General features: G+C 72.1%; 1 protein-coding gene (only partly in view). It reads left to right on the plus strand.

The window, feature by feature from the left end; all coding sequences use genetic code 11:
* On the plus strand, positions 1–13,592 hold the beginning of the coding sequence (locus ABZ887_RS25985; protein WP_361293479.1) for a hypothetical protein. Its footprint extends 14,263 nt past the window's final position; the window shows 13,592 of its 27,855 coding nt (coding positions 1–13,592); the start codon lies at positions 1–3; its stop codon lies beyond the right edge, outside the window.

Raw genomic sequence — 13,592 nt, forward strand, 5'->3', positions numbered from 1 at the left:
ATGACCATCCACGCGTCGCCCCAGCTGAACAACCTGTTGTTCGTGCTCATCGGCGAAAGAATGCTCCAGGCCGACGAGGACATGGCCTACGCCAACGGCAAGCCGTACGAGCGGCTGGGCCGGCGTATGCGTGACCTCTCGGACCTGATCGAGCAGACCGCCGGTGGGGTGGGGCGCGCGCTGCCGCCGCAGGTCGGGAACAACTATGTGCGGGCGATGCACATGTTCCTCGACAGCGGCGGCGTCAACTACCTGAAGGACTTCGCCGACCAGCTCGACAGCATCGGACAGTCCCGCACCAAGTCCTCCATGGACATCATGGAGTCGAAGTGGCAGATCATCGCCGAACTGGTGCGGCTGCTCATCGAGTTGATGGTCATCGCGGTGCTGTCCGCGTTCACCGGGGGGTCCGCCTCCAGCCAGGCCGCGGTGGCGAAGGCCCGCAGCCGGGTCGCCATTCTGACGCTGCTCGACTGGCTGATGAAGAAGACGCACCTCATGCCCAGCCTCACCGAGGCGATCGAGGAGGCGTTCACCACCTTCGCGGTACGGCTGGCCATGATGATCGGCGCGCCCAAGGGCCGCCGCCCCAACAGCTTCGACTGGTCGCAGATCCTCCAGGACGGCGCGTTCGGCGCGTTCGCCGGCCTGTTCCACGGACTGCTCACCGACCTCGGCAAGGGTCTGAAGAACAACCTCAAGAACATCTTCGGCAGCCACAACCCGTTCAAGGACGTCCCCGGCAACGGGAAGAAGTTCAACCAGAAGTTCGACAACCCCGACGTCAACACCAAGCCGAACCCGAAGCCGACCCCCACGCCGAACCCGAAGACCACACCCACGCCGACCCCGCACATCACGCCGACCCCGACCCCGACGCCCACACCGAAGTCCTTCGGCTCCAAGCTGACGCACGAACTCGGCGAGGACGCCGAGCACTTCCTCACCGAGGGCGGCGCGGAGACCCTCGCCGAACTCGCCATGGCGTCCGCCTTCGGCTTCCCCATCGACCCCCTCGACACCTTCCTGGGCAGCGGCCTCAGCTCGATCAGCGAACGCCACCTCGGCCAGGGCGCGGGCGCGTTGGGCAACAAGTTCAACTTCAACACCCCGGTGCCGGTGAACACCCTGGGCACGGCGGACCTCCCGGACGAGTCCACCACCGACTCCGACACGGACACCGGCCCCTCGAAGACCAGCACATCGCCGAACTCGTCCACCACGGACGACGACTCGACGACGACGCCGAACCCCGGCGCCGTCAACACGACCTCGAACAACGGCAGTTCGTCGACGGTCAACACCCCGCAACGCACCTCCACGAGCACCCCGCCGCCCCGCTCCACCGACCTCGACACGGATGTCCCCGACCTCGACACCCACTTCGACGAGGTGAAGGTCGACGGGGGAGACCTCCAGAGCAACATTCCGCACGGGGCGACGAGTACGTCCGGCGGGGGCGGTTCGTCGTCGAGCACGCCCGCGAGGACACCGCAGCAGACCGACACGGACGATCCCACCCCGCACACCACCGAGTCGGGAACTCCCGCGCCCGTAGAGACAGTTCAGCAGGGCGACACCTCGGACACGGCGACTCCGGCTCCTTCGCCGGACGTTCCGGTCGCGAGTGGGCCCACCACCGGCGTCGTGCCGCCGGGCACGGGTACGAACACGACCGGGTCCGGTGTGCCCGCCCAGAGCGGTACCAACTCGGGTAGCCCGACGGCCGGTTCCGGTACGTCCTCGAACTCCGGTGGGAATCCCCGTACCACGACACAGGGGCGCCCGGAGGACGGCACGACGTCTGACGGCAACGGCAATGGCACCACGCACGGCACCGACGCCTCCCCGAGCACCGAGTCCGGCGTCGACAGCGACACCGGCACGGACACGACCACGAACACCGACTCCAGTACCGACACGACCACCACCGATCCCACTCCCCTCCCGAGCAGCACGCACACCGGCACCGACCTCCCCACACCCGTAACCACCACCAGCGACAGCGCGCCCCCCACGACCAGTTCGACCCCGGACAGCGATCCCGCGCCGGAGACTGTCCCCTCCAGTACGCCGGCGCCGACGCCCGTGCACACCTCCTCGGAGCTCTCGTCCGACCCGGCGCCGGACAACACGCCCACACCGACCCCGACTCCCACACCCACCCTGGAACCCGTCGTCCTCACCCCCTCCGCGACGCCCAACACCACCCCGGTGCCGGGCAGTTACGCGGACGCGCGGGCCGGGGCGACGCCGTCGGAGCGGAGTCACACCTGGGTCGACCCGGTGTCCCGGCCGGTCGGGGCGGACGGTGTGCGGACGCAGTACGTCGTGCGGGCCGGTTTCGCCGTACGGCGTTTCGAGCACGGGGGTGAGCCGGTCACCGATCTCACCGTCACCTACCGGCTCACCGGGAACCCGGGCCTGGGGCCGCAGGTCGGCGGTGTCCAGCAGCGGCTGACGGACGGTGTGCAGCGGGTGTTCAACACCCCGGGGCACCGGCTGGAGGACGGGAGCCTGCTGCGCGTCACCGTCGTGCCGGCCGCGCCCGGTGAGACGGCGCACCTCGACGTCACGCTCACCGACCCGGCGGACGGGACCCCGGCCACGCACCACTCGTGGCCGGCCGACATCTCCGACTCGGACCTGGCCCACGAGATCGGCCACCAGCTCGGCCTGCGCGACGAGAGCGGTTTCGACTCGGCCGCCCCGCACCGCGGCGGCACGGCCAGCCTCATGGGCGACCCGACCCGGTTCACACCCACCACGGACCCGGCGTACACCTCCGGCGGGCTGCGCCCCCGTCACCTCGCACTGATCGGCACCCTGGTCGGCGACCCCGCCGACGACCCCCGGAGCACCGGCACCGGTACCGGCGGCGGCCGACGGGGACCGGCCAAGAGCGCGCCGGGAGCGCCCGGCGCCGACCCGCCGGCCCCGGTCAAGGCCACCACCGACACCACCGGTACGACCGACACGGCCGATACGACCCACACCGCGCCGACCCCGGTGGCCACCACGTCCACCACCTCCACCGCGCACACCGATCCGGCCGAGACGGAGACGGAGGCCGAGACCGAGGCCGTCCCCGTGGTCCCGGCGGTCCTGTCGGTCCCGGTGGTCACCCTGACCACCCCGGAGGGGGACACCACCACGCCGACCGAGGTAGTGGCCGGCGGTGGGCGCCGTACCTCCTACCTCGGCGGGTACGGGCAGCGGCACGACGGTCAGGTGGGGCTGGTCGTGATGGAGCCGTTCTCGCCGGACCTGGTCGACGGGCTGCACCGGCAGGTGCTCGCCGCGCTCGGCAGGACCGACCCGGGTCCGGACGACCCCGTGCACGCGCAGTTGCGGGACGTGCTCTCGGAGCAGCAGCTCACGCAGAACATGCCGTATCTGCGCAGCCTCGGCGGTCACCGGATCGTGCTCGACGTGGACGGCGTCGACCGGTACGTGGACGTACGGCTGACGCTCGGCGACCGGCGGCCGTCGGTGCGGCAGGGCGCACTCGACACGAGTGATCCCGACAAGCATGTGGAGCGGCGCGGGCAGGGCACCCGGGAGATCGTCTCCGCGCAGCCGTCCGGCACGTTCTCGACGCTTCCGGTGCCGTGGACCCTGTCGGTGCCGGTGGGGGCGGCCGGTCCGGTCCGCGGGGTGGACATCGCGCTCGGTGGGACCTTCACGCACAACCAGGCGGACGGTTCCTCCACCGTCACCCAGGTCGTGCAGACCACCAGCGCCCAGCGCAGCAACGAGCCTTCCCGCGCCTACGACTTCACCGACAACTGGCAGGTGCGCGTGGACGCGCCGCCCCCGGTCACGGACGCGACCGAGGGCACCGACACGGCAGTTGTCGTCGCGGACCCCGATCCCGCGCACGACTGGAGTCCGGCCCGGCAGCACGGGACGGTCACCGTCTGGTTCCCGCAGCACCTCGTGGACGCCGACCGGGACCACGGCCAGGCGCTGCCCCCGCCCGCCGAGTTGCGGCAACTGCCCATCTACGGCGTGGACTCGGTGCTGAACCCGCGGCGGTTGTACGAGGGCGCGGTGGACAACTTCCAGGACGAACTGGACGAGACCTCGGCGGCCCAGCTCGCGGAGTTCCTGGGCGAACCGATCCTGCGGGGCACCTTGCCGATGCAGGTCGAGGGCGGGCTGTACTCGCCGGTGCTCACCGACGCGCACGGGCGCGCGGTCGGCATGATGCGGCTGGACGCGCGGGTTACCCGGAACACCCCGGTGGCCAAGAGCATCGACAAGAAGATCAACCTTGAGAGCCATGTCGTCAACGTGGTCAAGAACGACCAGAGCACGACGTTCAACAGCGGGCTGAACCTCAGCGGCACGGCCGGCCCGGCGCTGACGGCCGACCACCGCCCGGGGCACCCGAACGCGTCGGGCGTCCTCGGCGGCACCGTCAACGGCAAGGGCACCCTCTCCCTCGCCGCGCAGAACATGTTCGGCACCAGCAACTCCGCGGGCACCATGCACGCGGTGCGCACCAACCGCAGCCACCTGCTGACCGAGGCGGACGTCCAGTACACCCTCACGCTGATCCGGCCCGACGGCAGCATGTCGACGTACCGTCCCGAGAGTTGGCCGCACGCGCTCGACCTGCGGGTGCTCAGCGCCGACGACGCCACCGGCCACGCGCCGACCGAGGACGAGGTCCGCGCGCTGCCGCACGAGCTGGCGACCCTGGAGTCGATCGGGCAGTCCACCGCGCCGCTCGGCGTGGACGGTACCCAGACGCTGTTCACGGACGCGGAGACCTGGTTGCGGGAGCAGGGCTTCCTGCCGCCCGCACCGCCGCCGGAGGGGGACGCGCCGCCACCCCCGGGGTCCGCGCCGCGCCGGAGCCGGCTGCCCGACGAGACTCTCGTACAGGCCCAGTTGAACAATCTGCGGCGGCTGCGCGAGCTGGGATCCCCGCTCGGGCTGCGCGCCGCGACCGACTCCATGGTGGACGGCGGCCACTCGCTGTACCTGGAGATCCCCTCGGTCACGGGCCGCCGCCGGGTACGTCTGGAACTGGGCGCCCAGCACCTCGCGGGCGGCGCGCCGCAGCATCGCAGGGTGCTGCCCGACATCCAGGTCATGGGCCTGGCGCAGGGCGGGGGCGGCGGCACCGCGCGCCTCGGCAACACGTACGGCGGGGGCCTCGGCGCGGGCGCCGGGATCACCGGACCCACTCCGAACGGCGGCGCCTGGACCCTGACCGGCACCGGCGACTACCAGTACGTGGGCCAGGCCTCGCTCGGCAACGCCACCGGCACCACGCTCGGCCACGACCAGTTCTTCATCGCCAGCGGGCAGGACACCCACGAGTTCGCGATACCGGCCCGCATCACGCTCGACCTGTACGAGGGCCCGGGCCAGGAGCCGGTGGCCCGGTTCGGCGACGCGATGCCCGGGCCGCGCCCCGAGGGCGATGTGGAGGCCGGCGGGGTGCCGGGCGTCACCGGTACGGTCCGGCTGGCCGTACCGCACGCGCGGACCGTGGACGCCGCGGAGCCCGCGCCGACCGATGCGCCGTACACCGTACGACCCGTCCAGGCGCAGGACACCGAGCGGCTGGCCATGACGACCACGGGCGACGACGGGGTGTCCCGCCCGCACCCGGACGTGGTCCGGATCCCGGACGACGCGCTGATCGACGTGGTGCGGGGTTCGGCGGCGCTCCAGGACGCGTTCCGGCAGATCGTCACCGGCGCCGGCACGAACACCGGCGCCGACACGACCACCAACACCCGTGCCGGTGACGGGAATTCCGCCGTCGACGCCGATCAGGACGGGCAGAGCGACCAGGTCCAGCGGCCCGGCCCGCTCGGGCGCGTCTCCCGGCTCGTCGGTGATGTCAAGGAGTTCCTGAGCAGCTCGCTGTTCGGCAGTCCGTTCGGCGACACCACCACGGTGAGCGCCGAGACCCGGACCACCGCGCTCTCGCCCGGTGCGCTGATCGGCCGGGGACACCAGATCTTCGGCGGCACCTATGTGGTGGAGGGCCTGACGCTGCCCGGGCTCGGTGCCGACGGCCAGCTCTCCATAGAGATCGAGGCCGTCGCCCACACACCCCGGCTGACGCAGAGCGTCAACCAGTACCTGGAGACCGGCATCTCCGCCGCCGACACGGCACAGCAGTCCAAGGGCCTCAGCAAGACCCACCAGTTCGGCGTCGGCGGCTCGGCCACCCAGAACAACCCGCCGGCCCCCGCCCCCGTGGACGGGCAGCCCGCCGCCGCGGCCCCCACGCCGTCCCGCTTCAACCCGTCGGGCCGCTACCAGTACGACCGCAAGACCGACCGGCCCGACACCCTCACCAGCACCACCGCCACCAACCGGACGCCCACCCAGTCGGGCCTCCAGCACCGGGTCACGGCCGACGTCACCTACGTGATCACCGTACGGTCCGGACACCGCAACGTGTTCGCCAACACCGTCGGGTACGGGGGCGCACAGACCGTCCGGCTCGCCGTGGACGTGCCGCGCGGGCTCCAGTTCCTCATGACGGAGAGTCAACTCCGGCGCGACGCACGGTGGATGGGCGCCGTCACACCCCCGCTGCCGGCCCCGTCGACGGTCGGCGAGACCAGCCCGCCACTGCCCGAACGCTACGTCCGCGACGGCACCCTCGGCCTCGCCACGGTCAGCTCCGTCACCGAACTCTCCGACCCGGGAACCGGCCCGACAGCGACCCCGCAGTCCGAGCAGCGCGCCCGATTCCAGCACGAGGTAAGGGAGTTGGTGGACCGGTACGCCCCCGGCGCCACCACCCCCGGCCACGCCTCCTACCTGCCCGGCGTCGCCGCGCTGATCGCCGAGAACACCGGTGTCGCGGGGAAGCGGGCGCTGATCGGGCGCGGCGGCGGACAGGCCACCTACAGTTTCCGGCACCACCGGTTCGGCGGTTCGGCACTCGTCCAGGTGACGTTCTCGGCGCGGCCCACCAGCACCCGCGTACAGCGCGAGGCGGTGCGGGGCACAGCGGTGCCGAGCGACAAGTCCGGTATAGAGCAATGGGGTTCGCACACGGCGGACGGCCGCTCGCTCTCCTCCTCGGTCGGCCGCCAGCACCGCTTCACCTTCAATCCGATCGCCCGCTTCACCCGCCCCCACACCGACGACCGCACGGACCGGACCGGCCCCTCCGCCAACCTGGTCACCGCCTCCAGCAAGGTCGGCAAGCAGGGGCGCACCGCCGAGGACCGGTACTGGCTGCGCACCGACAGCGCCGCCGACTTCGACGACCTGGACTACGAACTGGTCGCCACGGTCAGCTCCACGCTGGTCGCCGACTGGCCGCCCAACGTCCTGGGCGCACTGGTGCAGCGCGGGGTCATCGCCTGGGACGACACCGACGGGTCGACCCTTGCCTGGCTGGGCCGCACCTTCACCGGCGAGTTCGCCGGCCAGGTCCGGGTACCGGCCCGGGTGAGCCTGCGCTTCACCGGCAGCGAGACCGCCGAGCGCACCCTGCCCGCCCCCGAACCGCCCGCGCTCCACCGCGTAGACCCCCGTCAACTGCCCGACGACCCCTGGGCGTTGCGCGAGACGGACCTGTTCCAGCCGACCGGCTCGGTCCCGGTCTACGGCTTCGACGGCTGGAGCCAGCTGTACACCGCCCTCGACCAGGTGGCCCCGGCCACCGGCAGCGGCTGGCGCTCCCTGCCGGCCTCGACCTCCGACGAGAACGCGGCGATCCGGCTCGGCGAACTCATCCAGGCCGGCACCCTCTCACTGGACACCCCCCGCCAGGTCGGCGGCCTGCTCCCGACGATGCCGGGCGCCTTCCCGCTCACCGGCGCCCCCGGCGGACGGCCCACCCTCACCGTCTCGCTGTACCGCCCGAGGGCGGTCACCGACGGCGGCGACGTCACCATCGACCGGCTCCGGATCACCTCGGAGAACAGCAGCACGGTCTCCGGCGGCGACACCACGAGCGGACTCTCCCTGCCGTCCGTCTTCAGCGCCGACGACCCCGACCGCAACCTCCTCGGCGTGACCCCACCGGTACTCCAACGCCCCGTCGACGCGAGCAACTTCGGCAGCACCGTCTCCGGCGGCCGCCGCGACTGGCTCAAGACCGGCAGTACCAGCCTGCCCGCCGACGGCGGCCGCGGCACCCGCAGCTACGAGGTCCGGGCCGACGTCCACATCGAGGTCTCAGGCCCCCGTGGCGTCCGCCATGTCACCGGTACGGCCACGATCCGCGTCGAGGAGCGCGACGCCCTCGGCCACGGCATCACCGACCCCCGCCCGGTACCCCGCGTCTACGACCTCCCCGCCCTGCTCACCGCGGGCACCGACACCGCGCCGGCGGACTGGGCGACGATCCCCCTGCGGGACGTAGGGTCCGCCCTCGCCGCCGGCGTCGACACCTCGGACGAGGGCTACCAGCTCTGGGTCGCCACCGGCCCCGACCCCGACGGCTCCCGCCTGGCCCTGTCCCTCTACGGCGCCTCCCGCGTCGCCCGCCTCCACGGCCACCCGGTGGAACTGGTCACCCGGGGGCCCGAGGGGCTGCGCATCTGGTCCCTCGACCCGGACGGGGCGCTCACGAGGGCGCCGGGCACGGGGACGGGAACGGGGACGGACGACGCGGCGCCGGGTACGGGTGTCGTGGCCCTGGACCAGGCATGGCGGGACTTCGAGAACGCCGCCGCCGCGTTCGACCTGGCGGAGGAGCAGCACGCGGCGGCGCTGCTCGACGAGGGCCGGCAACGGGGGCTGCGGCCCGACGCGCAGGACGCCCTGAACGATGCGGCCACCGCACTCACCGACGCGGCGGCCGACGCCCACCGGACCGACACGGCCGCGACCACCGCCGAGCAGCGGGCGGACCTCGCCGAACAGCGCCTCCAGGACCTCGTCGACCGCGAGACGAAGCTGATCGGCGACGTGTCCACGGCCCGTGCCGCGATCGGCCCGCTCCAGGACGCCGTCGCGGCGGGGGAGCGCGAGGAGATCCGCCTCAGCGCCCAACTCACCAACGTACGAACGGATTTGACGGTCCTCAACGCCCTTGCCGCCACGCAGCCGTCGGCGTCGGAGGCCTCCGGCACATCCGATACGGCTACGACACCCGCCCCCACGCCCGCAGTTGACCCCGGTCTCACGCAGCGGATCGACCGACTCACCGAGCAGGTCGGCACGTTGGAGAGCGATCTCGGCGGGGTGCGGGCCGGGCTCGGGCAGGACCGGGGTGCGCTGCGGGAGACCGAGGCTCGCCTGGCGCGCGACGAGCAGGCGCTGCGGGAGGTGCGGACGAGGCTTCCGGGGGTGCGGGCCACGGCCACCACGGCGCGCGCGGACGCCACCACGGCGCGCGGACTCGCCGAAGACGCGGCCGGGGTCCACGAGGACACCCGCCAGAAGCACGAGCAGGCGGAGCAGACGCTCCACGAGATCGACACGCGGCTCGACAACGCCCTGCGCGAGCGCGACGCCGCCGCGCTCGGCCGGGTGAACGCGCAGACGAGTCTGACCCTGGCGGCCGGCCCGGTGCTTGCCGAGGGCCCCTCGGCGCTGCCCACCTCACGCTCGACCCTGGCGTCCGTCGCCCCGCGCTGGCCGGGCTACGGGCGCCCCCGTACGGCGGGGCCCTCGACCGGCAACACCCCGAGCACCGGCGGCCACGACACCACGACCACCGGGAACGAGAACCCCGGGGACAACGACCCCGCGGACCCGAACGCCGGCCTGACGACCACGGTCGTCGATCCGACGGTCACTGTGGTCGATCCCACGACCACTGTTGTCGATCCCACGACCACTGTTGTCGATCCCACGACCACTGTGGTCGATCCGACGGCCACCGTCGTTGATCCGACGACCACTGCGGTCGACCCGACGACCACCGTCGTCGACCCGCCCTCGGACACCTCGCCGACCGGTGACGGCGACACCACCGCCGACCACGAGAGCGCGTTCGACGTCCTGGTCGGCAACACCACCACGACCGATGACGAGGCGGACACCGCCACCCTCACCCCGGCCGAGGCCAAGGCCAAGAGCGACGCCAAGGGCAAGGGCAAGGCACCCGCGCAGAACGACACCGACGGCGTCAGCCCCACCGCCCCCACCAGCCACACCGCCCCCACGTCACCCCAGACCAATCACATCCCGTCCCTCCCCCCTTCCTTCCAGATCCGCCCGGCCCGAGGCATCGCGATCGACACCCGGGGTGACGGCCGCTGCATGCTGTACACCTTCATCGGCACCGACCCGGAACACGTCCGCGACTCGCTCCCCGGACTGCGCGAGGCGGCCCCCGACACCTACGCCTGGCTCAGCCGGCCGAGTCAAGTCCGCGCCGGACTGGCCGAGTTCGCCCACTGGGTGCCGGGGACCTCCCCGATGCCCCGGGCCGGTCACCACCTGATCGTCGCGGCGGACCGGCTCCGCAACCTCGCCGACGCCCGACTGTTCGAGGCCCGCGGCGCCCGCCCCCTGCCGCGCGAGGTGGTGGGCCAGGTGCGGCAGACACTCGCGCAGTGGTTCGAGGGCCACACGGAGCCCATGACCCGGCCCCAACTCCTCGCCGCCCTCCAGGAGTACAGCATCCACGGGGTGACGGAACCGGAGCAGCTGGACGATCTGAACGCGCGCTATACCCGGGCGCTGACCGAGGACGAAGAAGCCGGTCCGGCGGAGCCCAGCGTCCGGGACATGTTCGCGTATCTGCGCGACACCGGCCGGCTGCCCACACTGGACGACCTCTCCGACACACAGCTCCGCACGCTGCTCCGGCACGGCTACACCGTGAGCCCCGTACAGTTCACCGACGCCGAACTGGCCCACGCGGTCGGCGCCGTTGGGAACTGGGCGCAGATGTATGAGACCAACCAGGGCGAGTTGTTCCTCCCGCTGCTCGCGGACACCCTGGGCCTTGCCGTGGAGGTACTGCGGCCGGGCCCTACGCCCACCACCAACACCGTCACCCTGATCGGACCGGCCACCGCGACCCGGGTCATCGAGGTCCACTACACCGGCCTGAACCACTACAGCGCCACGGACGCCGGCCACCTCGTCGTCGACCCGACAACCATCACTCCGTCGAGCGCGCCCCGGGGTCCGGAGGACGCCGACAGCCTGATGCCGGGCGGCCGTTACCGTCCCGCGCCCACTCGCAGTGCCGACGACGACCGGCCCGCGTCGCATGTCGCCGATCCGGCGCCCAAGGACTCCTGGTTCGGGCTGCGCACGCACGCCCGTCCCGCCGTGCACTCCACCGAGCGGTTCGATCCGCACGCCGATCAGTCCAGCCCGCCCCGGCCCGGTGTGCTCAGCGGTGCCACGACCTTGGTCCGTACGAGCATCCGTCGTATCCAGGCGCCCAACGGCCAGTGGGTCCGCGACTACACGCTCAACCTCCCGGTCGCCACCAACGACCCTGCTCTCACCCAGCAGTTCAAGGACCGGATCACCCGTCTCCTGGATACACACATCAACTCGGGCCTGGAGCTGCCCGGTTCACGGGACCAGCTCCACGTCACCCTCAACCTGATCGCCGACCTGACCCACCCCGAGGCGATCACCCTCACCGACACGGCGAAGCCTGCCCGCGCCGACCAACTCCACCTGGACCTGGGCCACTCGGACGCGGACCTCCTTCACGAAGCCCTGCACTACCTCGGTCTGCCCGACGAGCAGCGCGACAACGACTTCCTGTTGCGCAACCACCCCAACAGCACGGCGGTCCGCACCACCGGCCTCATGGCCGACACCCACACGCCCATCCACATCCCCCGGCGGTACCTGGAGACCATCGAGAACGTCACCTCCGCCGGTCCTCAACTCCACGACCACGCCGGCCAGTTGGCGGACGGCCCGATCGAGAACCCCGACTCCACCCCCATCCCCGCGGACACGACCCTCACCTGGCCTGCTTCCCAGGCCCCGACCGCTCCGCCGCCCGCGCGCACCCAACTCCCGTCCACCTACGTGAATTCCTACGGCGCGGTCCCGGACGGCGCGGTGGGGCTCGTCTACGCGGAGCCGTTCTCCGACGAGGTGATCGAGGGGCTGCACGGGCAGGTGTACGACGCGCTCGGGCTGGACGTGGACAACCCGCCGGAGTCGGTGCGTGACCAGGTGCGGGACGCGCTCAGCCGGGACAGCCTTGCTCTTCAACTGCCGTATCTGCGCTCGAACGGCGGTTACCGGATCACGGTGCGGGTCGACGGGAACGATCACACCGTCGACGTACAACTGACGCTGTCCGAGGCCCGGGAGTCGTTGCGGCAGGGGCGTTTCGACACGCGGGACCCGGACAAGCACGTCGAGCGGCGCGGGTTCGGGACGCGGGAGAACTTCTCCAGTCAGCCGTCGGGGACGTACCGGACCTTCCAGGTGCCGTGGACCGGGTCCTGGCCGATCACGGCGCCGACCGCGGTGCGGGCCATCGACGGTTCGCTGACGGCGGCCATCACGCACAACCAGGCCAGCGATGCGACGACGGTGACGCAGGCCGTGCAGACGACGTCGGCCCAGCGGTCCAACGAGCCTTCCGATCCAGTGGAGTTCACCACCAACTGGCGGGTGCGCGTGGACGGCCCGGCGGTCACCGCGCCTGCCACCGCCCCGGCGACGGGCGGGTGGAGCGGGCCGGCGTCGCACGGTCCGACCACGATCTGGTTCCCGCGGCATCTCACGACCGCCGATCCGGCGGCGGGTTCGCTGCCCGCGCCGGCTGATGTGGCCGATCTTCCGCTGTACGGTGTCGACTCGGTGATCGACCCGCGCGCTCTGTACGAGCATGTCCATCAGACCTTCCGCGCGGATCTCGACGAGACCGCCGCGGGGCAGGTCTCGGACTTCCTCTCGGAGCAGGTGCTGCGGGGGACGCTGCCCATGCAGGTGGACGGCGGGATCTACTCGCCCGTGATCACCGATGCCGGCGGCAATGCGGTCGGCATGCTGCACCTGGTCACCGTGCCCACCGTCGGCACGCCGCTGCGGCAGAGCACTCCGGGGCAGATCAACCTGGAGAGCCACCTGGTCAACACGTCGAAGGTCGACCTGTCCTCCAGGTACACCAGCGGCATCGGGGTCAGCGGCAGCGGCGCCGCCGCTCTCACCGGGGACCACAGCGAGGGCCACCCGGACGCGTCGAGCGTCATCGGCGGCAGCCTGGGCCTGCGCGGGCAGACACAGGCGACCGTCACCAACACCTACAGCGCGAGCAGTTCCGCCGGAACGATGCACGCCATCCGCACCAACCGGGGCCATCTGCTCACCCCTTCCGGCGTCACCTACAGGGTCACGCTGATCCGGCCGGACGGCACCGAGACGGCGGCCCCGGCCCTGACCCAGGCGCACGGCATGGACCTGCGGGTCCTGAGCAAGGCGGACGCCACGGGACATGCGCCGACCGCCGCCGAGACGCGCGAACTCCCGGACGCGCTGGAGCGGTTGGACGGCATCGGACTGAGCACCGCCCCGCTCGACGTGACCGGTACGGACGCTCTGTTCGACGAGGCCGAGGCGTGGCTGCGCCGCGAGGGCTTCCTGCCGCCCGCCTCCACGGCCGCGCGCCCCACCGGGATCGGCGCCCGGCTCAAGCAGGCTGTACGGGACCACGAGCC

Origin of the sequence: Streptomyces sp. NPDC047061 (genome assembly GCF_040643955.1) — a bacterium.
Lineage (GTDB): Bacteria > Actinomycetota > Actinomycetes > Streptomycetales > Streptomycetaceae > Streptomyces.